Origin of the sequence: Funiculus sociatus GB2-C1, assembly GCF_039962115.1 — a bacterium.
GTDB lineage: Bacteria > Cyanobacteriota > Cyanobacteriia > Cyanobacteriales > FACHB-T130 > Funiculus > Funiculus sociatus.
The window spans coordinates 104690-130635 of sequence record NZ_JAMPKJ010000004.1 but is presented as its reverse complement, the minus strand read 5'-3'; the positions used below and the strand labels follow the sequence as shown (position 1 = coordinate 130635).

Annotated in this window: 25 protein-coding genes and 1 pseudogene; 19 read left to right on the top strand and 7 right to left on the bottom strand. The window is 45.2% G+C overall.

Annotated elements, in window-relative coordinates; all coding sequences use genetic code 11:
• Positions 1 to 124 precede the first annotated feature (124 nt).
• Positions 125 to 1687 (top strand): bifunctional aminoglycoside phosphotransferase/ATP-binding protein, encoded by a 1563-nt coding sequence (locus NDI42_RS03725; protein ID WP_190451418.1) that lies wholly within the window; start codon positions 125 to 127, stop codon positions 1685 to 1687.
• 116 nt (positions 1688 to 1803) lie between these two features.
• The gene (locus NDI42_RS03720; protein WP_190444017.1) at positions 1804 to 2130 is read left to right on the top strand and encodes a hypothetical protein; all 327 of its coding nucleotides are present in this window, start codon (positions 1804 to 1806) and stop codon (positions 2128 to 2130) included.
• A 60-nt stretch (positions 2131 to 2190) separates the two neighbouring features.
• On the opposite strand, the gene NDI42_RS03715 is transcribed toward NDI42_RS03720, so the two are convergent.
• Both NDI42_RS03715 and NDI42_RS03710 read right to left on the bottom strand, forming a co-directional pair.
• Entirely contained in the window at positions 2191 to 2712 is a 522-nt protein-coding gene (locus NDI42_RS03715; protein WP_190444018.1) for a DUF937 domain-containing protein, read from the bottom strand.
• A gap of 84 nt (positions 2713 to 2796) precedes the next feature.
• Positions 2797 to 4533 (bottom strand): sensor histidine kinase, encoded by a 1737-nt coding sequence (locus NDI42_RS03710; RefSeq protein ID WP_199310955.1) that lies wholly within the window; start codon positions 4531 to 4533, stop codon positions 2797 to 2799.
• A 276-nt stretch (positions 4534 to 4809) separates the two neighbouring features.
• Here NDI42_RS03710 and NDI42_RS03705 point away from each other — a divergent pair, with 276 nt between their 5' ends.
• A complete protein-coding gene (locus NDI42_RS03705; protein WP_190451416.1) occupies positions 4810 to 6360 on the top strand; it encodes a YcjF family protein in 1551 nt (516 codons plus the stop codon).
• Between the two features lie 197 nt (positions 6361 to 6557).
• Here the strand turns inward: NDI42_RS03705 and NDI42_RS03700 are convergent, their stop codons facing one another.
• The 3 genes from NDI42_RS03700 to NDI42_RS03690 form a co-directional block, all read right to left on the bottom strand.
• Complete coding sequence (locus tag NDI42_RS03700; protein ID WP_190451414.1) at positions 6558 to 7127, bottom strand: prolyl hydroxylase family protein; 570 nt, start codon at positions 7125 to 7127, stop codon at positions 6558 to 6560.
• A gap of 82 nt (positions 7128 to 7209) precedes the next feature.
• Positions 7210 to 8151 carry a putative 2-dehydropantoate 2-reductase gene (locus tag NDI42_RS03695; RefSeq protein ID WP_190451412.1) on the bottom strand — a complete coding sequence of 314 codons (942 nt, stop codon included), beginning with the start codon at positions 8149 to 8151 and terminating at the stop codon, positions 7210 to 7212.
• Positions 8144 to 8359 carry a hypothetical protein gene (locus tag NDI42_RS03690; protein ID WP_190451410.1) on the bottom strand — a complete coding sequence of 72 codons (216 nt, stop codon included), beginning with the start codon at positions 8357 to 8359 and terminating at the stop codon, positions 8144 to 8146. The genes NDI42_RS03695 and NDI42_RS03690 overlap by 8 nt, the downstream gene beginning before the upstream one ends.
• Before the next feature lie 116 nt (positions 8360 to 8475).
• Between NDI42_RS03690 and NDI42_RS03685 the strand changes: the two genes are divergently transcribed.
• From NDI42_RS03685 to NDI42_RS03675, 3 genes and pseudogenes are all read left to right on the top strand, one after another.
• Positions 8476 to 9456, top strand: a complete 981-nt coding sequence (locus NDI42_RS03685) for an ABC transporter ATP-binding protein (protein WP_190451479.1) — start codon at positions 8476 to 8478, stop codon at positions 9454 to 9456.
• 302 nt (positions 9457 to 9758) lie between these two features.
• Positions 9759 to 10169, top strand: a complete 411-nt coding sequence (locus NDI42_RS03680) for a fasciclin domain-containing protein (RefSeq protein ID WP_190444023.1) — start codon at positions 9759 to 9761, stop codon at positions 10167 to 10169.
• A 137-nt stretch (positions 10170 to 10306) separates the two neighbouring features.
• Positions 10307 to 10423: pseudogene (locus NDI42_RS03675) on the top strand (fasciclin domain-containing protein); the annotation flags it as partial.
• A gap of 198 nt (positions 10424 to 10621) precedes the next feature.
• On the opposite strand, the gene NDI42_RS03670 reads toward NDI42_RS03675, so the two are convergent.
• Together NDI42_RS03670 and NDI42_RS03665 are read right to left on the bottom strand one after the other, a co-directional pair.
• A complete protein-coding gene (locus NDI42_RS03670) occupies positions 10622 to 11503 on the bottom strand; it encodes a hypothetical protein (protein WP_190451408.1) in 882 nt (293 codons plus the stop codon).
• A 259-nt stretch (positions 11504 to 11762) separates the two neighbouring features.
• Positions 11763 to 12257, bottom strand: a complete 495-nt coding sequence (locus NDI42_RS03665) for a DUF4385 domain-containing protein (RefSeq protein WP_190451406.1) — start codon at positions 12255 to 12257, stop codon at positions 11763 to 11765.
• Positions 12258 to 12340: 83 nt separating this feature from the next.
• On the opposite strand from NDI42_RS03665, the gene NDI42_RS03660 reads away from it, so the two are divergent.
• The 13 genes from NDI42_RS03660 (at position 12341) to NDI42_RS03600 (ending at position 25927) form a co-directional block, all read left to right on the top strand.
• The gene (locus NDI42_RS03660) at positions 12341 to 12802 is read left to right on the top strand and encodes a VOC family protein (RefSeq protein WP_190451405.1); all 462 of its coding nucleotides are present in this window, start codon (positions 12341 to 12343) and stop codon (positions 12800 to 12802) included.
• Between the two features lie 51 nt (positions 12803 to 12853).
• Entirely contained in the window at positions 12854 to 13150 is a 297-nt protein-coding gene (locus tag NDI42_RS03655) for a hypothetical protein (RefSeq protein WP_190451403.1), read from the top strand.
• Positions 13151 to 13211: 61 nt separating this feature from the next.
• Positions 13212 to 13436, top strand: a complete 225-nt coding sequence (locus NDI42_RS03650) for a hypothetical protein (RefSeq protein ID WP_190451401.1) — start codon at positions 13212 to 13214, stop codon at positions 13434 to 13436.
• A 37-nt stretch (positions 13437 to 13473) separates the two neighbouring features.
• On the top strand, positions 13474 to 13743 hold the full coding sequence (locus NDI42_RS03645) for a hypothetical protein (RefSeq protein WP_190444030.1): 270 nt from the start codon (positions 13474 to 13476) through the stop codon (positions 13741 to 13743).
• A 34-nt stretch (positions 13744 to 13777) separates the two neighbouring features.
• The gene (gene petJ / locus NDI42_RS03640; RefSeq protein ID WP_190451399.1) at positions 13778 to 14119 is read left to right on the top strand and encodes a cytochrome c6 PetJ; all 342 of its coding nucleotides are present in this window, start codon (positions 13778 to 13780) and stop codon (positions 14117 to 14119) included.
• Between the two features lie 59 nt (positions 14120 to 14178).
• On the top strand, positions 14179 to 16080 hold the full coding sequence (locus tag NDI42_RS03635; protein ID WP_190451397.1) for a leucine-rich repeat domain-containing protein: 1902 nt from the start codon (positions 14179 to 14181) through the stop codon (positions 16078 to 16080).
• Positions 16081 to 16455: 375 nt separating this feature from the next.
• Positions 16456 to 17475, top strand: coding sequence for an aldo/keto reductase (locus tag NDI42_RS03630; RefSeq protein ID WP_190451395.1), 1020 nt, complete (start codon positions 16456 to 16458; stop codon positions 17473 to 17475).
• 417 nt (positions 17476 to 17892) lie between these two features.
• Complete coding sequence (locus NDI42_RS03625) at positions 17893 to 20022, top strand: VgrG-related protein (protein WP_190451393.1); 2130 nt, start codon at positions 17893 to 17895, stop codon at positions 20020 to 20022.
• A gap of 121 nt (positions 20023 to 20143) precedes the next feature.
• The gene (locus tag NDI42_RS03620; protein WP_190444035.1) at positions 20144 to 20440 is read left to right on the top strand and encodes a PAAR domain-containing protein; all 297 of its coding nucleotides are present in this window, start codon (positions 20144 to 20146) and stop codon (positions 20438 to 20440) included.
• Between the two features lie 207 nt (positions 20441 to 20647).
• Positions 20648 to 21064 carry a GPW/gp25 family protein gene (locus NDI42_RS03615; RefSeq protein ID WP_190451391.1) on the top strand — a complete coding sequence of 139 codons (417 nt, stop codon included), beginning with the start codon at positions 20648 to 20650 and terminating at the stop codon, positions 21062 to 21064.
• Between the two features lie 91 nt (positions 21065 to 21155).
• Positions 21156 to 23387, top strand: coding sequence for a putative baseplate assembly protein (locus NDI42_RS03610; protein WP_190451390.1), 2232 nt, complete (start codon positions 21156 to 21158; stop codon positions 23385 to 23387).
• A gap of 171 nt (positions 23388 to 23558) precedes the next feature.
• The gene (locus tag NDI42_RS03605) at positions 23559 to 24599 is read left to right on the top strand and encodes a phage tail protein (protein WP_190451389.1); all 1041 of its coding nucleotides are present in this window, start codon (positions 23559 to 23561) and stop codon (positions 24597 to 24599) included.
• 83 nt (positions 24600 to 24682) lie between these two features.
• Complete coding sequence (locus NDI42_RS03600; RefSeq protein WP_190451388.1) at positions 24683 to 25927, top strand: DUF4159 domain-containing protein; 1245 nt, start codon at positions 24683 to 24685, stop codon at positions 25925 to 25927.
• Positions 25928 to 25946: the final 19 nt, after the last annotated feature.

Genomic DNA, 25946 nt, shown 5'->3' with positions numbered 1-25946 from the left:
AATGAGAAGATTGAGGCACCTCGATTTGATGCTGGTGCAAAATCTCAGTTTTCGTTAATCTGTATAGCCAGGGGTTAACCCCTGGCTTTTTTTTAACCGCTAAGACGCTAAAAACGCAAAAAATATGACTGAGAATTCTTTTCCCCCTTTGATTCAGCAGATGTTGCAACCGGGTTTTTATCCGCACCCCGTGATAGAACCAATTGAACTGATTCAAACACACGTTTCTTATGTGCTGTTGACTGGCGATTATGTTTATAAAGTTAAAAAGCCAGTGAATTTTGGCTTTTTGGATTACTCGACTTTGGATAAAAGGCACCATTTCTGTAAGGAAGAAATTCGGCTGAATCAGCGCGGTGCAGCGGAAATTTATTTGGAAATTTTGCCGATTAGTCAGGCTGGGGAAAAATATCAGTTAGGCGGTACTGATGCAGTGGAATATGTGCTAAAAATGCAGCAGTTTCCGCAGGAAGGGCTATTTAGCAATATGTTTGAGCGGGGCGAACTGACAGAAAAATATATGGAAGATTTGGGGCGGATTGTCGCCCAATTCCATGAAAAAGCCCATACGGATGATTATATTCGCAAGTTTGGCGAAATTCCCCAGGTTCGCGATGCGATTGATGAGAATTATCGGCAAACTGCCAGTTATATTGGTGGGCCTCAAACTCAGGAACATTACGAGGAAACTCAGCAGTATACAGATAAATTTTTTGCCTCTGGTGAAGAAGTTTTTGCCAGTAGAATTAAAAATAATTGGATTCGGGAATGCCACGGGGATTTGCATCTAAGAAATATTTGTTTGTGGCAAGACAAAATTCTGTTGTTTGATTGCATTGAATTTAATGAACCTTTCCGCTTTGTGGATGTGATGTTTGACATTGCTTATGCGGTGATGGATATGGATGCGCGATCGCGTCCTGACCTGGGCAATGCCTATCTAAATACTTATGTGGAGCAGATTGGCGATTGGGAAGGATTGCAGGTTTTACCTTTGTACTTGAGCCGTCAAGCCTATGTCAGAGCTAAGGTGACTTCTTTCTTGTTGGACGATCCCTCTGTTCCCGCCGCCGAGAAGGAAGCTGCTGCGGTGACAGCGGCGAAATACTATCAGCTGGCTTGGGAATATACGCGATCGCCGTCTCCGGCGTATGCCGCTCAAAGCGGCTCCAGCCAAGGGAAACTAACTTTGATGTCAGGACTATCAGGTTCTGGTAAAAGTACCGTAGCGCGTCACCTAGCGCGGCACACGGGGGCGATTCACATTCGCTCGGATGCGGTGCGAAAACACCTTGCGGGCGTACCATTGGACGAGCCAGGTGGAGCAGACCTTTACTCAGCCGAAATGACCGAGAAGACTTACAGCCGCTTGTTGGAATTGGGAATTAAGCTGGCAAGTGTTGGCTGGTCGGTAATTCTTGATGCGAAGTACGATAAAAAGAAGTTGAGACAAGATGCGATCGCTCGGGCTAATTCCCACCAGCTGCCTCTTTCAATTCTCCACTGCACCGCACCGATGGAAGTTTGCCAAGGTCGCGTTTCCTCTCGCACGGGAGATGTCTCTGATGCTACCGCTGACCTACTGACTAAACAACAAGCCGCAGCTGAACCCTTCACCGAGTCGGAACAACCTTATGTAAAAACTTTAGACACAACCCAAGATTGGGAGTCACAATTAAATTGTTAGCACTCAATAGCTAATTGCTAATAGTAGCGCAGGCATCTTGCCTGCGACTTCCCGGATATAACTGTCAATTACCATTAGCAATTAGCTATTAGCCATTAGCCGTGAACTAATAACTAATGACTAATAAAAGCACTGCGCGAATTTCAGCGGGTTTTTCATCGGCATTGAAGTATTGGTTATTTTTCCTGGTTAGCTTTTCCTTGCTAGGCTACCCAGTACCTTTAAGTATCTTTATTGGGGCGATTGGTGGTTTAGCTGGAGGCTGGGTAGTTTCCTGGTCAAAAGCCAAAGATGATGTAGCACCGCAGATAAGCCCTGCAAAAACTCCTGAAGAAAAAGCCGAGGAGCAACCTAAGATTGGTTCACAAAAGCGACAACGGTATGGGAAACCAAGGGATGCTTACATCCGGCGTCCCAGTTCTGAGGAAAAGCCAGAAGAATAGAAGCAGTTAGCCTCCTGCGGGATTGACATTCCAGACAATCGCTACCTTACCATCGCCTGACTATCGCATGAAATGGCGAGCGGCTAAGCTCATGGCATCAGAGATATCGACATCCCCATCCCTGTCAGCATCCAAGAAGGCACTCAGCACAGGATTAGACCCGCGCCCACTTTGAGTATGGGAGCCAGTATGTAGGAAATTTAGCACCAAGGGAACCAAAATTGGCAGCATCTGCTGAATCATGCCAGCATTCAATCCTGTCCTTTGAGAAACTGCTTGGACGATTTGCTGCACCTGAGAAGCACCAAAAAGGGCGTTTACGGCTTGAGGGTTGGGAGAAGACCCGCTATATTGATTGACGAAGGCTTCCGCTTGCTCAGGGCCTTGGGTAGCTTGCTTTTGCTGTAAAGCAGAGCGAACATAGTTTCCGACAATCGACATGGCAGATTGAACGGATGAAGGATCGGCACCGTAGCTATTACTCACCTGCTGCACGGTATTGAAAATACCAGACATCTGTCCCGGACTGGCAGCTTGATTCGGATCGTCGATGGCATTCAAAATTTGGTCGAAAAGTCCCATAATCTTTCTTTGTACTCAGTTTTCACCTTTTCAAATGTCTCACTTTTCGGAGGCAATCGCCTCTAACTAATAGCAGATAATTGCTTAAGTTAGTGCTTTATTAGGTTCATGTTTGACGGGTAAAGCGATCGCAAACTCTGTGCCTTTCCCTAATTGGGAAAGGCAGCTCAACTTACCACCATGTTTTTCTACGACAATCTGATAGCTAATCGATAAACCCAAACCAGTGCCAACGCTTCTCGGTTTCGTTGTAAAGAAAGTATCAAATATTTTCGCCTGATTTTCTGGAGCAATGCCAGAACCATTATCAGAAATTTTTACTTTAACCCAGTCTTTGTCTATGAGTTCTGTGGAGATGACAATTTCCTTCGACCCTTTTACTTCTTCCAAGGCATCAATCGCATTACTCAGCAAATTCATAAATACCTGATATAGCAAACTTGTATAACCTTCAATTGCTGGGATGTCGCCGTAGTTTTTCTGTACCGCGATTTCATTCTTGATACGATGGTTTAGAATTAGCAGCGTACTATCGATACAGGCGTGCAAATCTACAAAGGTGGCTTTTGTCTGATCTAAGCGAGAGAAATCTTTCAAACTGAGAACAATTGACCTAGTGCGTTCTGCTCCAAATTTCATTGATTGCAATAGCTTAGGCAAGTCTTCTTTGAGAAATTCAATATCAATTTCATCGGCTTGCTGTTGAATAGTTCGGGAAGGATTAGAAATTTCGTTTTGATAGGTTTCCAGAAGTGCTATCAGTTCGTCAATGTATTCACTAGCATGGATGATGTTGCCATAAATAAAGTTAACGGGATTATTTATCTCGTGGGCAACTCCCGCCAGCATTCTTCCAAGGCTGGACATTTTTTCACTCTGAAGCAGCTGGGTTTGTGTGGCAGCTTTTTGTTCTTCTAAAAGGCACTTGACTTGTTGAATCAGTTGGTTGATAGAATTGGCTAAAACTCCAACTTCATCTGTTGTTGTAACTGGTGCTTGCAAGTCGAAATTTGCTTCTTTGGTGACGCGCTCAGCAACCGATGTTGCTGCTAGAATAGGATGTGCGATCGCGCGACTCGTAAAAACAGCACAAAGGGCAGCGAATACAACTGATAAAAATATACTTGCGGCAATGATCTGCACTCGAATCGTTTCCGCAGAACTTAGGGCAGTTTGTGCTTGCGCGTCCTCCTGATAAGCGGATTGAATTAGCTCTGTGAGATCATCTGAGAACCCATCAAATTTAAGTGCTACAGGGCTATTCGTAAACTTTAAAAGTATTTTTTGGGCGGCATCAATTTCCCCTGGCTTTAAATTAAGCGGATCGATTTGCTTTAAAAGTTGGTTTATCTGCTGAAAGTAAATTTCTGGTACATCTTCGTAGGTTTGCAGAAACTGTTCTATATCCTCAGTATTGGGATCGTCTTTAAGAGGGGTCTGCTCTTCAAAAGATTTGACTTCCAGAAATACTTTACTAATCTCAGCGGCATGGTGCAGAAAATGCGAGTATTCTTCTTGGAATTTTTCTGGTTCATCCATCAAAGGTATGAACTGTTGTTGATGCGTTCGTGCCTGTATTATGCCCGTTTGCAAGCGATGCAGAAGACGTATTTCTTGGTGAGCGTGTTCTTCTTGCTCTCTAGCCGTTCGTTCAAAGGAATCTCCAATGGTAAATCCGGCAGTTGTTCCTACAACGGCAATGCCAAGGGTAAGCGCATATCCATAACTGATTTTGTTACTAATACTTAGGCGACGACTCAACTGAGCGATCCACTTGCTTAAGGGTAGCTGAGTCTCTCTGGTGTCACGCTTAGAAGTCACGATTTTGCTCCTGTGAGCGATACGAAGGTATGTTTACCTGGTAAGTTGCTTAAGCAAGCGTCATGTTTTCACAAGTCATCCCCTATTCCACATCCATCACCACCGACTATTTGCCTAGGGAAATGCTTGATACTATAACCTGCTTTTTGAGTTTCAGGCTTATTATGGCAGTAGGGTGTGGCAAGAAGATCCGTGTAAATTCTGAATTTGCTTTCCTGACAGCTCTGATTGCGCCGCTGTTTTTCTAAAATTTAAAGTAAATTACTAAACTTCTTCATGCCTTTGTCGCGCTTATTAACGCTATTAGTTGGCCTCAGTTTAATCCTGGGGCTGATGCTGTGGCTGATAAACTCTCTATATCGGCTTTATATTCAAATCTCCTTCACAGCCCCCCTGCTGGCGAATCTGCTGTTATTGTTGGTGATTGTGTTGTTGGGGGCGATAATTGGCGCATTTATATATTATGTAAATTTGTTTGGGCAGCCAAAACGCTCATCACGCCGCAGACTTCCGAAAGTCCCGGAAGCGAAGACGGAAGCAGCTGAGGAAACTCTTAAAGCTGTGCGCCAGCAGGTAGCGCAAATTCAGGATGAGGTATCTAAGCAGGCTTTACTAGAGCGATCGCGCGAAATTGAGGCAAACTTGTCTCGTGGGGAACTGTTGGTAGTCGTCTTTGGTACGGGTTCCGCTGGTAAAACTTCTCTGGTAAATGCCTTAATTGGGCGCATGGTGGGCAGAGTAGACGCGCCAATGGGTACAACAGAGGTAGGGGAAACTTACGTTCTCAAGTTGAAAGGATTAAATCGGGAAATTCTGGTCACGGATACGCCAGGAATTTTAGAAGCGGGTGTGGCGGGAACGCAACGAGAACAACTGGCGCGACAATTGGCAACAGAAGCCGATTTATTGCTGTTTGTGGTAGATAATGACTTGCGACAATCGGAATATCAACCGCTGCGAACTTTAGCGGAAATTGGCAAGCGATCGCTTCTTATCCTCAACAAAACCGATCTTTACACAGAAACCGACAAAGAAACCATACTCGCCCGTCTCCGAGAAAGAGTACGCGGATTTATCTCCACATCTGATGTCGTTGCAATTTCTGCCAATCCTCAACCAGCAAAATTGGAAACCGGAGAAACCTTTCAACCCGAACCCGATGTCATGCCCTTAATCCGCCGCATGGCAATCGTTCTCCGCGCCGAAGGTGAAGACTTGGTAGCAGACAACATATTACTGCAATCTCAGCGACTGGGAGAAGAAGCGCGACGACTACTTGATACCCAGCGCCGCCGACAAGCCGACAAAATAGTAGAACGTTATCAGTGGATTGGTGCAGGTGTCATCGCCGTTACTCCCTTGCCAGTGGTAGATTTGTTGGCAACTGCTGCCGTAAATGCCCAAATGGTAGTAGAAATTGGCAAAATTTACGGTTGCGAACTGAATATGGATCGGGGGCGCGAATTAGCGCTTTCTCTAGGGAAAACTTTGGCAAGTTTGGGAATAGTTCAAGGAGCGATAGAATTGCTCTCCAGGGTACTGCAACTGAGTGTCGCCGCCTATCCGATTGGGAAAGCAGTTCAAGGCGTTACCGCAGCTTACCTCACCCGCATTGCTGGTAAAAGTTTCATTGAATACTTCCGCCACGATCAAGATTGGGGTGACGGCGGCATTACCGAAGTTGTCCAGCGACAGTTTCAACTCAATCGCAAAGATGAGTTTGTGAAGGCGTTTGTACAAGAAGCGATCGCCCGCGTCGTCAAACCTTTGACAGAAGCCTCACCGAAAAACGCACCCCAACAAGAATTTGACGAGCAGGGTCATTGATAATAAAGGGACATCCATAAACAACTTTATCTTTTATATTAGACTTCTTGCAGAAATCCTAAACTAGGATATCTAACCACAGATGAACATAGATGAATCCGGATAATTATCGACTCCGTACAAGAGGTTTATAGTCTCCCCTTCCTCGTCTAGTAGAAGCGGCGAGGGGGTGAAGTTCTTAGTATATTGTGCTTTTGTTACACAGCTTGAAGATTATCGTAATACGTATACATCACGTCCGATCGCAGTACATACTTCCGACCCTGAATGACGGGTGCGCCTTCGTGTTTTAGTTCATGGATGAAGAACAACACCATACCCATTTTTGGAACTATAGAAACGTAGGGTGAGAAAAACCGAGTTTCGCCTCCCTCAAAGTCTTCGTTCAGGTAAATCATAAAAGTCAATCGGCTATGATCGCCGTTTGTTCGCCAATAACCACCATCGTGATGCGGTGCGAAGCGCTGACCCGGATCGTATCGGTAGAATCGCAAGCGCTCATTAAGCCCAATTGCACACCAGTTATCAATTCTGGGAACATAAGTTTCCACACGACGCCACAAATTTTCTGCAAGCTCTTCATTATCCAAAATCACCCGATCGTTATTTCGGACTGATGGAGCCATTAGGTATTCATCCTGTCCTACAGTGAGACCAGCAGGAGTATAGCCAATGTTCTCGCTCAGGGCGATATACTCGGCACACTCTGCTTTTGACAGAACGCTTTCGACAGTAAAAATTGGATTTTCCAAAGGCTGTTTTTTCATGATTAAATATTATTTGATGCTTGTTTTATTTGTAATATCATGTATGGTTAGATAATGGGAATCTATATGCTCAAGAAAATCTCTAATTGTGGCAATTTTTAGCATCCAAAAACTTTAGCTGCTGGTAAAGCATAGCGATTTGCTGCAAATTAACACCCGCAGCTTTAGCAATTCTCAGCGGGTTGCCAAACATCGTTTCTACTTCCATCTGTCGCTTTTCGTCGTAGTCTATTTTCATGCTGGTGCGGTACGGCTTCATCTTCAGCGTGTAATCGAGCATCTTTTGCACAAAGCTATTTGGGATAATGCGATCGCACGCTTTAGCACCCGCCACGACTTCATCCATCAACTGCTTAACTAAAGTGCAGGTGTGACTATCCGCCATCAACTCGTCTGTGGTAGCATCGAGAACCACAGAAAGACCGTTGTACGGAATATTCCACACCAGTTTCTGCCAACGCGCCAGCAGCAAATCTTCAGCGAGTTGGATAGAGATACCAGCATTCTCAAAGTCATTGGCAATCTGACGCATTCGCCCAGTTATCCCGCCGGGACTATAATCGGGCGTATATTCACCAAGCTTAATCTCGCCATAGTCAAGGTGGTGGATATGTCCTGCGCCTACCTTATTAGAGCAGAGAAAGCACAATCCGCCGATAACACGTTGCGAACCGACAATTTCGGCAACTTCCGCCTCAACACCCAGACCATTTTGCAAAACCAAGACAACGCCATCATCTTTGACAACAGAGTGTAGCATCTGAGGTAAAAGATGATTTTGGGTAGTTTTGAGAGCGATCGCTACCACATCACAAGGTGGCATCTTAGCAGCATCTTGGTAAGCATTTACATGAGGCAGGGTGAAATCGCCGTCTGGAGACTCCACAACTAAACCATGCTGACAAACGTGTTCATAATCGCTGTGCAGCAAAAAATGCACATCCAGCCCCGCACGTTGCAGTTTAGCACCGTAGTACCCGCCCAACGCACCCGTTCCTAGGATGCCATAGCTGCGATTAGACATTACCTTTCGGTTGTAGAGACGGTGTAGACGAGATTTCTACACCCAAATCGACTGGTATTTGGGCAAGCACTGCTTGCGGCAGTATACTGACAGGTGCAGGTATCATCTCCCGCCGGAAGTCTAGCAACTGTACCAGCAGCAGGTAGGCAAGAGCTAGAGTTATAGAAATCGCCCCAGCGACAATTGCAACTATTTTTGAACGATCCATAAGTTACCTCGAAATATTATTAACTTCATACACTATTCTTAACTGATATGAAACCAGGCAAAATAGGGAATTAATCTACTTAGTTGCCACAGCTACGATATGTCATTGATATAGATATGGATACTGTTGTCGATAAACCAGGGGAACTCGTTACTGTCAACCGCGAACCAGTGGTGCAAACTTCTCAACTGCGAAAAGTCTATCGCACTGGCTTCTGGATGAATCAAAAAATCGAATCCTTAAAAAGCTGCACTCTGACAGTGTATCAGGGAGAAACTTTTGGCTTGCTAGGGCCAAATGGTGCTGGAAAAACTACCCTGTTGAAGACGCTGCTGGGCATTGTGCGCCCGACTTCTGGGCGGGGATTCTTGCTGGGAAAACCTGTAGGCGATCGCATCGTTAAGCAACGCATCGGGTATCTCCCAGAAAACGCCTATTTTTACGATTTTCTCACAGGTTGGGAGTTTTTGCAGTTTGCCGCCGGGTTATTTCAAATCCCCGCCTCAGTGCAACGTCAGCGCATCCCCCAACTGCTAGACTTAGTTGGATTAGCCCAAGCCTCCGCCCGGAAAAAGCAGATGCGTCAGTATTCTAAAGGGATGCTACAACGAGTTGGCATGGCTCAGGCGTTAATCAACGACCCAGAACTGGTATTTTTAGATGAGCCGATGTCTGGACTTGACCCAATGGGGCGTTACCAGATGCGAGAGATTATTCTATCTCTCAAAGAGCAAGGCAAGACAATTTTCTTCAATAGTCACATTTTGGCGGAAGTCGAGCAAATATGCGATCGCGTCGCCATCCTTGCCCAAGGTGAATTAATTTGCGGCGGTTCCCTCAACGACCTCCTCGGTACAGCCGAAGCCTACCACGTCAAAGGCAAAGGCGGCAACCTGGATATACTCAAACGCTGGGTACCCGATCTAGAATTTGACCATGACGGTTGGTACGGTCATTTAAAAGGCGAACCCCAAGAGTTTCTCGCTAGCCTCCGCATCATGAACGCCCAGCTAATTGCCATGAACCTCTCTCGTCCCTCCCTGGAAGACTTCTTTATTCAGCAACTCCAGCAACGCGGTATTCGTTCCAGTAGTTGAGTTATTGCGCCGACAACTAAAGCAATTCTCCATCAGGTGCGATACATCTATAGGGACATGGCATTGCCATGTCCCTACCAACGTGGCGAAAACAAAACAACCGCGATATATTTCACCCAACTGAAAAACGGTATAAAATCGCGGCCAAACAAACAAAATTTACGCGGTTCCACCCTTCTAGGATGCGGTTGTAGTTGCAATCGTTACCAATTTAATCTCACTTGCAACTCCAGAAAGATGCGCTCTTGCTCTTCTAACCTGTATCCCTAAACAGGACACATACTTAGAAATCATCAAAACACATGGCTGACCTTCTAGAAACTGCCGCCAACGCCGAATCTTTTACAACCCTGCTGAGTGCTGTTGAAGCTGCTGGTTTATTAGATATTCTCAAAAGTCCTGGCCCCTTCACCATCTTCGCACCCACCGATGAAGCTTTTGCCAAGATTCCCTCTGACACCATCACTTCTTGGATGGAAGACATCCCCAAACTCAAGAAAATTCTGACTTATCACGTTCTGTTTGGCGATGTCAGAACCGACAACTTGGTTGAACTAGATTCCGCTGAAACAGTTGAGGGCGGCATTGTCGGAATTGATAAAATCGACGGTGGCTTCAAAGTCAATGACGCTAAGGTTCTCCAAGCAGATATCCTCGCCGACAACGGCGTTATCCACGTCATTGATAGCATACTTATGCCAGCGCTAGTGTAATAAAAGTAACAATTGTTAGTTATTGTCTTCTCTCTAAAGACATACTTCTTTGCCTCAAAACCTTATCCTGTGGAGGGGGAGCGAGTTTTGGTTCAATGTAATTTGGACGACATCATTAAAACTTAAAAGTCCTTTACATTGATGCTTCTAGCGGAGTCAAGGTAAATGCTGCGATGGTTGTGACACCGGATATCGAAGCTGACAATGGCGTTATTTATGTCGTTGACACGGTTTTGTTACCGCCTCAAGGATAAGCGATCGCTCCTGACCAGATTAAGTAAATAAAAAGGAGGCTACCTGTGCTGCGGTACCTCCTTTTTATTTATCAAAAAATAAAAGTTTAGGTGGGGTTGAAGCAACAAAACCTACCATTGCTTAAAATGGTAGGGTTTTGTTGTAATCAACCTACAGCGATCGCATTCTCAATCGCTTACTTTTACAAGTAACCTTGATTAGCGGTTAATACAGTTGGTGGGTGCGCCTTTTGCTGATTGGCTATAGCGATAAAAACCATCTAATTTGAGTACAGCATCGCGATAGCGAATTTTTCTACTCCCGGTAGTAGCATTCCTACCAATTTGAGTGGCTCTCGCAACTTTCAAATAACCTTGGCTATCCCAATTAACCAGCCTATTTCCTCGTGAATTTGGCGGGATATTGCGGTTCCCAATATCTCCTACCAATTCTATAGCTTCGCCGCGAACAGTTTTATTGTTGAGCGTACCACTAACACAGGCGCTTACTTCGCCCAAAGACCTGGAATCGTAAAAGTCTCCGACTAGGCGATTTCCTCTTTTATTGAATACATAACAATAGCCTGTATCTCCGTTACCTGTGTCCGCTGAAGGCGATTTGCTACAAAATCTGTAGTCACCATTTGGTAAGCTTTGGATAGACTGAGTTGGCGTTGGGGTTGGGGTGCTGGATGCGATCGCTGTAATTTTAAACGGTGTACCCACCAAACGTTCATTAGGATAGATTTCTTTTATTTCACCGCTGAATACGATTGCTTTTCCCTCTGTTTTGAAAGCATCGGGAAGATTGCAAGTAACGAATCTTGTTCCATTAACGCCTTCGGTAACAATTACATAATTGTTAGCAACCAGAGTCACCTTTCCCTTTTGACTTTTCACAGTTTGCACTGTTTTTCTAGTGTCGTAGACACACTTAGAGGGAAGCTGCGTTGATTGGGCTAGGATTTTCTGTGATGTTGTGACTGTTTGGCTTGACGCGGAAGATTGGGATAAAGCTATGACGTGATTAGCAGAAGTAATTGTTCCCAAGGTTGTCAGAGATAAGCTGACAAATAGTATTGCTTGACGATGAATACGCATTTTGATTGTTGTTGCTAAACTAATTGTGTACTACACCAATGTAGAAAAGGTTTCCGAAAAAGTTCAGTTGATTGTGTGTCAATATTTGAACTGACATAAAGGATAAAGTTTTACCTTGGGGAAACTAGAATTGCCCTGTAAGAAAAAAAACCTGCATACACAGGTGTTAAATCTATTTGTAGAGACACGAGTCTCTATCCGCGCAGGCGGACTTGGTTGGTGCGGTTGCGAATTCTATTCGCTGGGATTTATTTCGATTTCATCCTTGCTCGTACATCTGTTTATGCTTGGCTAAAAGCTGTAAATACTTCTCATTTGTCTTGGCTTGCATCCATTTTTCTTTGAATATTGCCGCCGATTCAGCTTTCACCGGGTCTACTTCATTTGGTAAAATATCTTTTCTGGCTTCAAGCTGAGCTTCTTTAGAATCTTCTTTTTGAGGATTTGACTTATATTTTCTGCCACTTTTATGATTGGCGTAGCGACGCGATCGCGTATAACCCATTTGTAAAAACTTCCGCGCCATATCCGCCCCAATAAAATCATCCTGCTCCAGATAATCCAGAAACATTTGGTAGATTTTTTCGCTAGACTCCCTAGCGATATCCGGAGTTTTAAACCGCCAATAGGGAAGGATTTCGGCTTTGTATGGCTCCACCAAAAGCACTCCCTGTTCGCCCTTGCCAACTCGATAAAGTTCAGGGTGGGAGCGAAAATTGATATTTTTAAAATCTAGAGAATAATCAAACTGCATAATTAATTTTTAATTTAAAATAATAAAATTAAAGATAAAAGTCTAGCTTCTATCTTAAGTAATGAAAGGTTGCGATTACTACCATGCTTTCTAGCCCTCAATCTCAGAATATTGCTCTTACCCCAGGTAATCTGCGTCGAGTACACCACATAGCCTTGAACGTTCAAGATATGCAAGCTTCCCGTCACTTCTACGGAACTATACTTGGTTTACACGAACTGACAGGCGAAGAAGTTCCCGCAACATTGCGATCGCTTGTGACAGATGGAAAAGTGACCAACTTCGTCACCCCAGATGGCACCGTCATCGATCTGTTTTGGGAACCGGAACTGTCACCGCCAGACGAAAACCCCCATCGCGCCTTTACCCGCGCCTATCACCTTGCCTTTGACATCGATCCGCAATTGTTCGACCGCGCAGTCGAGGTGCTAAAGCAAAATCAAGTGCAGATCGATCATGGCCCGGTTAGTCGCCCTACCGGACGAGGCATTTACTTCTACGATCCAGATGGGTTTCTCGTCGAGATCCGCTGCGATCCAGAATAAATTTAAGCTTGAAAGTCTTACCTTTGTCGCTGATGATAAGAAAAGTGCCTGATGGGAGTTAAACCAGTGCAGCAGCTATTTAAGGTAATCGAGGAAATATTTACCAAGCCTCCGATAAAATTTGAGGCAGAAAAACACTCGCTAAAAGCGTGGGCAATGTATTGTCTTAGAGACAAAGGCTTTAAAGTAGTCTACGCTGAAAAAGCCGACTTTGCGGTTGAACCTAAGAACGGAGAAAAAATATATTTTAAGGTCACAAATAGTTTAGATGATTTAGACAATAAGTTGGCTTGGATAGTCTGGGATAACTCAACTAACAGTGCCAAAGTAATTGCACCCCAGCAGTAAAATACCCTTCCACATCTACAGGGTGTACTGCAATCAGAACAATATTAATGGAGATTAAATTATGTGGCTGCTAACCGTCACCTGTTCAGGCGATGACTGGAAAAGACATGGAAATGAATTTAAAGCGATCGCAGACAAGTATCAAAATAATTGTATTTCTTCCAAAAAAATGCCCGATGGTAAGCGTTTCATGGAATACCACGTTGAAGATGTGGGGGACGCGGAAGCCTTCCAAGACGAGAGTTTAACCCTGGAAGGATTTTCGGCTTCCTTTGAGTCACTTTGAGAAATGACAAACTAAGAAAGCCCAGCAGCACAAAGTTATGTTTAGAGTAATAACGCCGGGATTCTCCCAAGAGTTTGAAAGATGGACAGACGCATTGAATACCGCTAAGTCTCTTCAACCAAAATGCAAAAGTTTGTTTCAAGATATCCGAATTCTTGACGGTGAAGATGTGGTATGGGTATATAGCCGTTCTCACACTTATCCGCAGTTTATTGGTGCTGGCACCTACAACAGATTGGCTATGCTGTTTCTTCAGGAAGCAATGCAAGATAGTGAATCATCTGATGGAGAAAGCACGGATAATTAAAAGTAGTTTAATTTAGCTAAAGATTAGGGGAATAATGTTGAATAAGTTAGTGAAAATCGCGATATTGATGGTACTAATGCTGACCATTGCATTTATTCCAAATGCTTTAGCGGCAGATACAGCTAATGGTGCCAAAATTTTCAGCGTCGAATGTGCTGGTTGTCATATCAATGGCAGCAATATTATTAGACGGGGGAAAAATCTGCAACTAAAAGCTTTAAAAAAAAATGGATATGATTCAACGGATGCGATCGCGTCCATTGTCGCCAACGGCAAAAACAATATGTCCGCCTACAAAGACCGCTTAAGCCAACAGCAGATAGAAGATGTCTCCGCTTATGTGTTAGAACAAGCTGAAAAAGGCTGGCGTTCTTAACAAGTTGCTGGTTACTGACACATAACTAAGAAACACAAATCTCAGTTAAGAGGTGATGAATGTCTGAACCACAGCCAAACCAAACCCCAAATTTTAACAGCTTTGCTGACTGGTGTTTGCACAAAGATAGCCTCTCAGAAGCAGCAAGAAATACAGTTGATGTGCTGTTAGAGGAAGCTGGCACTTCTGACTGCAATGAAGCGGCTCTGATACTTTTATACTGCACTGAGCTGGATCTTAGCAGTAATGAAATTACCGACTTGAATCTGCTTTCTGGGTTAACCAACCTCACCCAACTGGATCTAAATTACAATGAAATTACCGATTTGAGTGGGCTTTCTAGGTTAATCAACCTCACCCAACTGAATCTCTATAATAATCAAATTACCGACTTGAGTGGGCTTTCTAGGTTAACCAACCTCACCCAACTGCATCTCGGTGGCAATCAAATTACCGATTTGAGTCCGCTTTCTGAGTTAACCAACCTCACCCAACTGGATCTCGGTAGTAATCAAATTACCGATTTGAGTCCGCTTTCTGGGTTAATCAATCTCACCCAACTGGATCTCGGTAGTAATCAAATTACCGATTTGAGTCCGCTTTCTGGGTTAACCAACCTCACCCAACTGAATCTCTATTACAATCAAATTACCGATTTGAGTCCACTTTCTGGGTTAACCAACCTCACCCAACTGGATCTCGGTAGTAATCAAATTACCGATTTGAGTCCGCTTTCTGGGTTAATCAATCTCACTCAACTGAATCTCTATTACAATAAAATTACCGATTTGAGTCCGCTTTCTAGGTTAACCAACCTCACCCAACTGAGTCTCTATAACAATCCAATTTTTAATCTAAGTTTGTTGCCATCGCTTCTAGGCAAGCGGCGCGCTCTCTTCACGAAGCCGATCGATTTTCAAGAAGCCAAAAATGCTATCAAATCTGCCTATGCAACGATTGGTAAAGAAGAACCAGAAGTTCTTTTTTACCGTAGTCCACACGCGGGGTGTACTCAACTATTCAACTTGCTCAAACTAGACAATACACCAGAAGAACAAACATTTGGGAAGCAGAAATCTCTTATCGTGTGGGGAGAGACACTATCAGAGTCGCTCCAGAGGATTTTGGAAGCACTTTCGTGTCAAGCGCTGTGGAAGTGTATCCGGAGCGAAATAGCACCAGAGCAGACAGCAGGAGACAAAGAAGCATGGTGGGAGTTGGCTGAATTAATTGATAACTCTCCAGAACTCATCGGAGCTGATTTCAGGTATTTTTTTATATATGATATCGAGCCACTAACCCCCACAGAGATTTTTAAGCAAATCTACGCAACTGAATTTTATGTTTCTTCGTTAGGTGTCACTCTTGACCAAAAGACACAGGAAGCATTTGACTGTCTGAACCAGCTTTTCGAGCATTGTGGTTTGATTTTCCCGTTTGAGAAGGTTTGTGTAGTATGCGATCGCCCTACTAAAATCTCCCTGGACAGCCAAAACCTCCTCCACGCCGAAGGAGAACCCGCGATTCAGTTTGCCGATGGATGGCATACGGGATATTATTATCACGGTGTGAAATTGCCTGAAAAATATGGCAAACTGCATCCCCATCAATGGCAGGCGCAATGGCTTTTAGAAGAAGACAACGCGGAACTGCGTCGAGTATTAATTCAGGGCATTGGCTATGCACGAATCTGTCAAGAATTACAAGCAACTGAATTAGATTCCTGGCAAGAATATACTTTGCTAAAACTTGATGCTGATATTGATGGTTTCGAGCCTGACGATTTTGATGATGATGATGATGCTCCTCAAAAAGAGCCAATTCACTTGCTGAAAATGACCTGTCCAAGCACAAGTTTTATTCATGCTATGCGAGTACCGCCGGATATTACATCGGCTCGTGCAGCGATTCGCTGGATCAATTGGGACATCGATCCAGAAGAATTTTCCGTGCAAACCTGAAGGGTTCAAATTTATTGTTTTATTGCGTTTCCTTTTTGGGTGAAATATATTGCGGTTCTAACGTTCCATAGGGACATGGCATTGCCATACCTCTAGAAAGGTATCGCACCCAACCATTGAATTGTCATAAATTAAGTTAATTAAATGAACAATTATGTAAATAATGTTTCTTATGTCAATCTACCTATTAAAAATTTTTCTTCTGCCCACAGACCGCCAGGGCTTTAAACCCCTAGCTCATAGTTTAAGTCGGTTAAAACCGACTAAAAAACTAAATCAGAGTCGGTTTTAACCGACTTTAGCTATTAGCGCGGACATTAATTTCCGGGCGTTACAATAATCTTGGCAGTATCATACAACTAACAAAGTGTCAAAATGAATCTACCTGAATCAAGCAGACTGCAATTTACCCCAGATTTGAATATCTGCCGCGTACTAAATGGTATGTGGCAAGTATCAGGCGCTCACGGACGAATTAACTCAAAAGCCGCCATCCAAAGTATGTTTGAGTACATGGATGCAGGCTTTACAACTTGGGATTTGGCAGACCATTACGGCCCCGCAGAAGACTTTATTGGCGAGTTCCGGCGGCAATTGGTAGAAACCCGTGGTAACGAGGCGCTGTCTAACTTACAAGCTTTCACAAAATGGGTGCCAAGACCAACTAAAATGACGCGCAAGTTGGTAGAAGATAACATTAATATTTCCCTGCGAAGAATGGGAGTTGATTCCTTAGACTTGATGCAGTTTCACTGGTGGGATTACCGGGATGAAAACTACTTGGAAGCGCTCAAGTACATGACCCAGCTTCAAGAGGAAGGTAAAATTAAGCACCTGGCTTTAACAAACTTTGATACGGAACACGTAAAAATTATTACTCATGCAGGAATCAAAATCGTTTCCAATCAAGTGCAGTTTTCTCTAATTGACCGCCGTCCTTTAGTAAATATGGTGCAGTTTGGTCAAGAAAACAATATCAAACTATTTGCTTATGGTACGCTCTGCGGCGGCTTGTTGTCAGAAAAATATGTGGGGAAACCGGAACCGCGAGGGGGAGAACTGAACACAGCTAGTTTGAGAAAATATAAAAACATGGTAGATGCGTGGGGTGGTTGGAGCTTATTTCAAGAACTACTTTCAACTCTCCAGCAAATTGCCCAAAAACACGCAGTGAGTATTGCTAATGTAGCGGTTCGTTACATTCTAGATCAGCCAGCGATCGCAGGTGTAATTGTCGGCGCACGGTTAAGCGTGTCGCAACATTTAGAAGACAACGCCAGAGTATTTAATTTGATGTTAGATAACTCAGATTATCAGCAGATTGATGCTGTCCTGGGACAGTCGCGGGATTTGTATCAGGCGATCGGTGACTGCGGAGATGAGTATCGAAGATAACAGTCCTGTAGTAAAAATGTCCGACGACTAAAGTCGCGGCTAAACAAACTCTCGCCAGCCAACGCAACGGCTTGATAGTATTAGCCGTTGCGTTGGTAGGCTTTGTTCTTTGAGTATCGAGGCTTCTAGCCTGTGAGCTTACATTTGCTAGCATGAAGCGATCGCTTCATCCGGAACCACAAGAAAAAAGCTTTGGATTCGACCTTTGGAGGATTGGCGAGGACGTAGAGACTCTTTTAAGCTGGCTCTCAGCTCCTTTTTTGAATTTGAGATTTTAGATTGATGTCTGTGCGGGTTAATTCACAATAGTTCATATCGCCCCGAAGGTTCAAATACCAAAATAAAAAAGATTCCCCTTCAGCCTTAAATCCAAAATCAAAAATTTAAAATCAAAAATTATTTACACTTTGTATACAAATGCCACAAAATACCATCCGTTACATATCTCGTCCCCTAATCAAAATTGACGGACAGGATGCTCCGGCGGGATTGGCAGAGGATATTCTTCAAATCTCCGTCGAAGAAAGCCTCCATCTCCCGGCAATGTTTACTTTAGTCGTCCGCAATGACTACTTTCCAGGTCGCGACTCCGAGCAGCTTTGGAAGTACGACAATCTCTTTACAATTGGTAAATCTGTCCAGCTCGGTTTAGCCTCCAGCACCACAGAAGATTTAGACTTTGATGAGGCACAGCGAGGAGATATTCTCAAAGGGGAAATCACTGGGATCGAAACTCACTTTTCTAGTCAATCCCAGGCACCCGTTATCATTCGCGGTTACGACGTATCTCACCGCCTGCACCGGGGACGCTATAACCGTTCTTTCCAAAACATGAGTGATACTGACATTGTGCGGCAGATTATCGGTGAAGTGGGGATGACCGCTGGCACAATTGATGAGAGCGGCGGCCCTTATGGTTTTGGAGATCCGGTTGGCTATGTTTTCCAAGAAAATCAAACCAACATGGAATTTCTGCGGGAAAGGGCGGCGCGGCATGGCTTTGAATTATTTGTACAAGATAGCAAGCTGCATTTCCGCAAACCTGTAGCAGGCGATACTTTAACCCTTAAGTGGTTGCAAGAAATACATAGTTTTCAGGTACGAGTCACCAGCGCTGAACAGGTAAGTGCTGTAGAAGTGAGGGGTTGGGATTACCAAAACAAAACAGCAATTACATCCAGTAAAAATAGTCAATCAGATGTAGTAATTACTGATACCGAACACGGCAAAGGTAAAAGCACTAGCACTAAATTCGGGCTAGAGAATCAGGCACCGAAAATGATTGTGGTAGATCAAGCAGTCTACAGCCAAAAGGAAGCTGATAAAATAGCTCAAGCCCTGTATAACGAGCTAAGCGGAGAATTTGTCTATGCTGATGCAAAAGCTGAGGGAGATCCGCGAATTCGACCGGGACGGGTAGTAGAACTATCAGGTATGGGAAAGTATAGCGGCAAATATTACGTCACCGAAACTCGTCAAAACTATCAAGACCGCTATTACAGTACCGAGTTTAGTGTCAGAGGTTTGCGGGGAGGAGATTTGCTGACAACTCTATCTCCGCAAACTCGCCTGCGACCGGGACAAACTATGTTAGTGGGGATTGTTACCAATAACAAAGACCCGAAAAAATGGGGGCGAGTTAGGGTAAAGTTTCCTACCCTAACTCCAGAAGATAATGCCAGCGCCCACGAAAGCAACTGGGCGAGAGTAGTGGGGGTGGGAGCAGGAACCACTCGCGGCTTCGACTGTCTGCCGGAGATTAACGACGAGGTGCTGGTAGCCTTTGAACACGGCGACATTCATCGCCCCTATGTTATTGGTGGGGTTTGGAACGGTAAGGATGCGCCGCCGGAAACAGTCGATAACAGTATCTCAGGTGAAGGCAAGGTACGCTTACGGACTATTAAAACCCGTGTTGGGCATAAAATGCAGTTTGTGGAAGAGGATAAAGACAGCAGCAAAGCTGGTGTCTATGTCGAGACTATAGGCGGTCATAAATTACACATGAATGACAGTGACAAATTTGTGGAAATTAAAACCACTGACGGTCATTATGTGCGCCTAGACGATCAGAATAAGAAGATCGAAATTAAGACTAAGGGGGGTCATAAGATACTCATAGACGATCAAGGTAAGAAGTTAGACATCACAACCAGCGGCGGTCAGAAGGTGCTGATGAATGACATGACCAATAGTATCAAAATGGAGGCGGTGCAAAAAATTAGTATTTCCGCACCAATGGAGATTTTGCTGCAATCAGGCCCTAGCGCTATAAAACTGGCTCCTACTGGCATAGAATTGCAAACCGCAGCCAAGTTAAGCGTTCAAGCAGGCGGCATCTTAGACTTGAAGTCTGGGGGTGCTGCCACTATGAAATCTGGTGCGGCTTTGTCTCTGCAATCTGGCGGTGCTTTGTCGGCGCAGTCTGGTGCGGCTGTGAGTGTGCAGTCTGCGGCGGCGCTGAGTCTGCAAGCGGGTGCGGCGGTGGCGATTATGGCAGCTGCCACAGCTAGCATGACAGCGCCTTTGATTCGACTTAACTGTTGATATGGTGTGATATAGTGCGCGATCGCTACTAATCGCTACTAATGGCTAATGGCTAATCATAAAAAATTGCCCCACAATCAACCAAATAGCAATTAGCCCCATTAGCAGAAGGAAGATTGCCATGTTACCAGTAGCAGTAATCGGTGATGTCGCTGGCGGTAGTCCCATTATTGGCCCAGGCGCACCAACCGTGCTAGTTATGGGACGGCCTATAGCTTGTATGGGAGATGCCGTCGCAGGCCCGACAATAGCCACTGGCGTTCTAGCTATGCCTTGTTCTGTCACCGTCCTGGCTTGCGGTCGTCCAGTAGCTCATATGGGTACTATGGCTGTGGGAGTCACTCCCCCCGCCCCCGTGCCAGTTCCCATTTCTTTACCTGTTATCGCCACGGGAGCCACCGTATTAGTTATCCCTTAATCGCTAATTGCGATTTATTCTCTTCCAAGTATTGACTTCCCCTTTTAAGGAACGAAACCCAGCACTGTGTTCGGTTTCGTTCCTGTGACCCAACCTACAACTTAGTAATTCTAAAGCGTTGTTAAGAGTAACTCGACTTTTGGCGAATACTCTTGGAAAGAGCAGCTAGAGTAAAGTGACTGCGATGCTAGGCAAAAAGTCACTTGTATGCCAGAAGGAACTGATAGGCAGCACAGCCACCTGGGTACGGGCTGGTCTTTCCCACTACGGGTGAACGTACAGGGAGGGCTTCAACTCAGTTCGGCAGAGCGCAACATCGAAGAGTCGATTCGGATTATCCTGCAAACTCAGATAGGTGAAAGGGTATACCGACCTAATTTTGGATCGCGTCTGTCGGAAATGGTCTTTGCGCCCATGAACACCCAAACCCTACTGCTATTACGTCTTCACGTACAGGAAGCTCTGGAAATGTGGGAGCCTCGCATAGTTCTGGATGTGGTGCGTACTGAACCCGATCCGATTCGCGGCCGTGTGGATATCATTATTGAGTACCACGCTAAGGGCAGTTACGATCGTGGGAGCTTGGTTTATCCTTTCTACCTGAACGGGGGAAATGATAGTTAAAAGATGAGCAGTTTTGAATTAATAACTCTTAAGTGTTAATTCTTCGCCTCTTAACTTTTAGCAATTACCTATTACCTATTAACTATTAATAATGGATTTTGATTTTTTACCGAAGTTACCGAAGTCCGATTTAGACGATCGGACATTCAAAGATTTAGTAGATGAGTGCATTCTGCGGATTCCTCGCTACTGTCCGGAGTGGACGAATTACAACCCCAGCGACCCTGGAATCACGCTGATTGAGCTATTTGCCTGGCTGACTGACCAAATGTTGCTGCGGTTTAATCAGGTTCCCCGTCGCAACTATGTTGCTTTTCTAGAGTTATTAGGGGTTCGCCTGCAAGCTCCGGTTCCGGCTCAGACAGACTTGACTTTTTATCTAAGTGCTGCACTGCCCGAACCGTACACTATTCCATCTGGGGTGGAGTTGGCAACATTGCGGACAGAAACTGATCCGGCGATTGTTTTCAGCACCGATCGTCCGTTGGTGATTGGTAAGCCTAACATCCGCCACTTTCTGACGGCGCAGAGTGTGGAAGATACACCCCAGATGTTGCGCGATCGCTTCACGAATCTCTGGACATTCCGTCCTAATGGCGAATGGGCGGGTACAAATCTCTCCATCTTTGACGACCAACCCGATCCGGGAAATTGCTTTTATCTGGTGTTCAATCCAGAGGACGAGTGCGAAGGTAATGTTCTAGCACTCAAATTCAAAGGCGAAGCAGCTACCTCTACTGGCATTAACCCGGAGGCTCCTCCCCGTCGCTGGGAAGCTTGGAATGGTGCTTATTGGCAGCAGGTTCTGTTGCAGGAATCAGATGATAGCACCAAAGGATTCAGTTTTAGCGAAATCGATCGCACTGGCAGCAATCCCATCCAAAGCGCAGATGTAGTCCTGCATATGCCCCAGCGCTGGCCCGTGTCCCACTTCCTCACCTATCAGGGGCGGTGGCTGCGTTGCGTATACAGTCATATAGACACCACGCAACCAGGTTACAGTAATTCCCCCCGGATTGTGGGTTTGTCTGCCAGAGCAATTGGCGGCAGCGTGGGTGCTTCTCAAAGTGAGATAATTAGAAATGAACTTCTGGGAGAAAGTGACGGTTCGCCCGGTCAAACTTTCCAATTGCAGGGGGTTCCCATCTTGACTCGCCGGGAAGATGAATACATTTTGGTGAGTCCGCCGGGAGCATTACCTCAAGCTTGGACAGAGGTAAGTGATTTTGCCGAATCTGGTTCCCAGGATCTGCACTACACCATCGATTCGCGTACCGGGTTGGTTCAGTTTGGCCCCTTGATTCGAGAGCCAGCCCACCTTCAGCAGCAGACGCAGTTGCGTGCTAGAACGCAGACGGCTGGAGACTGGGGACGGGCTGCGATCAATTCCCAATCCCCAATGCTGAATGCCCAAACCCCAATCCCCGCAGACGTGCGATCGCTAGAACGTCAATATGGCGCAGTACCTCCCAAAGGTTCCGTGATTCGCATGGTTGCATACCGCACAGGCGGCGGTCGTAAAGGAAATGTCCAACGGGGGACAATTACCGTACCCAAGTCAGCGCTTCCCTACGTTGCCAGAGTAATAAATCATACACCAGCCCGCAATGGAGCCGATGCCGAATCTTTGGAAGATGCGGTAATCAGAGTGCCTGCAATGCTCCGGACTCGCGATCGCGCCGTCACCCCAGAAGACTTCGAGGTACTGACGCTACAAGCTGGTGGTGGTGCCGTTGCCCGCACCCTGTGCTTGCCACCAAGTACCAGCGAACAAGCCGGGACAGTACGGATGCTGCTGGTGCCGCAAGCAAATACAGATGCGATCGCGCAAGGCGTTGGCATTCACCCGGATTTACTTTCCCTGACTCCCCAACTCAAAGAACAAATTCACGCTTACCTGGACGAACGCCGACTACTGGGAGTTCACGTACAACTGCAAGCACCCGAATATGTCGGAGTCGCAGTTCAAACCGAAGTCGCACTAGAGCCAGAATACAAAAATCCCCGCGCCCAAGAAGACATTCTCTTAAAATTGCGCGTCGCTTTGTACCGCTTTTTAAATCCACTTACCGGAGGCATGGATGGCACAGGCTGGCCTTTCGGTCGTCCCGTCTATCCTTCAGATATTGTCACCTTATTCCAGCAAATCCCCGGTGTGCGTTATTTAGGTGTTGTCCAGCTGTTTGAGTTGCGTAAGCAGGAACAAACTTGGGTGCGAACATTGCCCCAAAACCCCGTCATCGATCCGGGCCCCCTCGGTTTAGTCTGTTCTTGGCGGAATAATCAACTGCGTTCCGGTCACGTCGTGAATATTATCCAGTAAATACCTCAACTTATAGTGCAAGGAGGATTAATGTATCACAAATGAGGCATGAGTATGAACAAGGAAAGTTAAAAGCAACACAGGAAAAAGTAGAAAAATTGAAATTCATACTTCTTCCTAACTCTTTTACTGTTTCACTTAGTCCTCACTGCTCCTTACTCAGTTCTGACCATGACTCAAAGCACTTCCCACAGTAAAATTCTCCGCCTGCAACTCACCCCCATGCAGATCACTCAAGCGATCGCGCCCGTGGGAAATGCTTTTGATAGTCCGCAGTTGATGAGTGGCGGCGTAAATAGCAGGCAAGTTACCAGTTGCGATCTGGTTGTGCATCCCAAAGAACCAAGTGAAATGGTTGTACAGCTAGAAAACTTGGGAAGGCGTAACTTACAAGTGAACCTGCAAATTGAGGGCTTCCCGCCACAGTGGTGTCGTATCGGTATGGAAGGACACGAAATTGCTCCCGGTCAGCAGATGGATGCAGTTTTATACTTCCAAGTTCCAGCAAACTTCTTTGAAAATAATGAATCTTTGGCGACGGATGAAACCCTAGTAGTTGATTATCAGAGCCGTCTTTATGTTTACTACGTAGAAGAAGGTAGTGGCAGGCAACAAATTGAATCCGCCGTTTTTAACCTCTATATACGTCCTCGCAGTCTCTACCTGAATTTTTTGCCAGCACTCTATCAAGAAGTAGACTTTATTGGTCGCTTCTTGAAAATTTTTGAGGAGACTTTTGAACCCGCAGTGCAGTCTATGGATGCTTTGTGGGCTTACCTAGACCCCTTGACTGCGCCTGCGGCGATGCTACCCTTTCTCGCTCATTGGGTAGCTTGGCCCATGAACCCCCGCTGGAGCCTGACTCGGCAGCGTTATCTAATTCGACAAGCTGTGGAACTTTACCGCTGGCGCGGGACAAGACGGGGTTTGCGCCACTATTTGCATCTCTACACAGATTTACCTTTAGACGACCACATACCCCAAGAAGCTGAGAAACATATTTGTATCGAAGAAATCTTTGGGAGAGGTTTTGTATTAGGAGAAACACACCTTAGCGAAGATTCTATGCTTGGTGGCGGACGACCCTATCACTTTGTTGTACGTCTGCGTCCTGACCGACCAGAACAAATTGACGAAGGATTAGTGCGCCACATTATTGAACAAGAAAAACCAGCTTTCTGTACTTACGAACTTACTATCGAAACAGGTTAATCGCTAATTTCTAATGGCTAATGGTAATAAAAAAGCAATTAGCAATTAGCAATTAGCAACTAGCAACTAGCAATTTAGCAACTATGTTTCCCCCACCATCCACCAACCCCTTAGAGCGCTTAAACGTCACTGACGGTCTACTAATGAACGCCGACCGCTGGCGGCGATCGCATGAGTACCATCGACAGCGCCAAAATATTCATTATCAGTCCTTGAATCAGCCAGGAATTGTCTCTGGTTTAGGCGTACATTTGATTTCACCACCAGCAGATGTAGCACCGCAATTCCGGGATGGACGTTGGCTGCAAATTCAGCCGGGAATTGCCATAGATTTAATGGGAAATCCGATTGTAGTTCCCGAACCAATTGAATTTCGGGTGTCGGGTGAGATGGCACAAAATCCCCAAATGGTTTATTTGGTGGTTAGTTATGTAGATCCAGAGAAATTGCGTCGAAAAGAGTCGCGTGAATTTGAAAGGGAAACTTTTAGAATTGACGAGAAAATGGCTCCGCCTAGTGATTTGGAAGTGGAATTGTGTCGAATTCTCCTGCAACCAGAGGCGGAACAATTAGAGAGTCCCAAGGATGTATTTTTTCCGACAGTTAATAGTTTAGATTTGCGCTACCGAACAGTTGCGCGATCGCGTCCAGCAGCAGTTATCCGAGTTGCCCATATAATGCGATCGCAACCCGCCGACGAACGCAGTTTTACTAATCTTTCCTATTTGCTAGATTCTGTTGCTGCTCTTTACCCCAGTTTACAGGGAGAAGATACAATTGGACGAGTAACTTTAGCAGACTCTAAAATTTCAGATTATGACTTACTTTACCTAACTGGTAAGCGATCTCTTTATCTGAACCAACAAGAATTTGAAGCTTTGAGGAATTATTTAGATACAGGCGGTATTCTGCTAGTAGATGCTCCCACAGATGCCATAAACCTGATAGAAAGTGTCATGGCTATCACCCAACAACTAGGAACACCTCTAGAAGATATCAAACGCCTGAGTCGAAATCACCCCTTACGCACCAAGCCTTTCTTATTTGCAGCGCTACCTACATTGAATAATCAGCAAATTCAAATAGGTTATGGGGGAGGAATCATTTTAGTAATTGGCGAACTGTCAGCAGCTTGGGGATTAGATGACAAGCTTCTCCTATCGCGAGAAACCATCCGTACCGCCCAAGAACTAGGAATTAACCTTCTACATTTTGCCCAAGCTCGAAGACAAATGACGCAGTTAATAAAAGCAGGAAGTGTAGTAGCGATCGCTCCAGAAACGCCTGGTTTTAAAATGAAAGATATTTTTGACAAGCTCCAATTGTAAATTAATCGTAATTAACTCA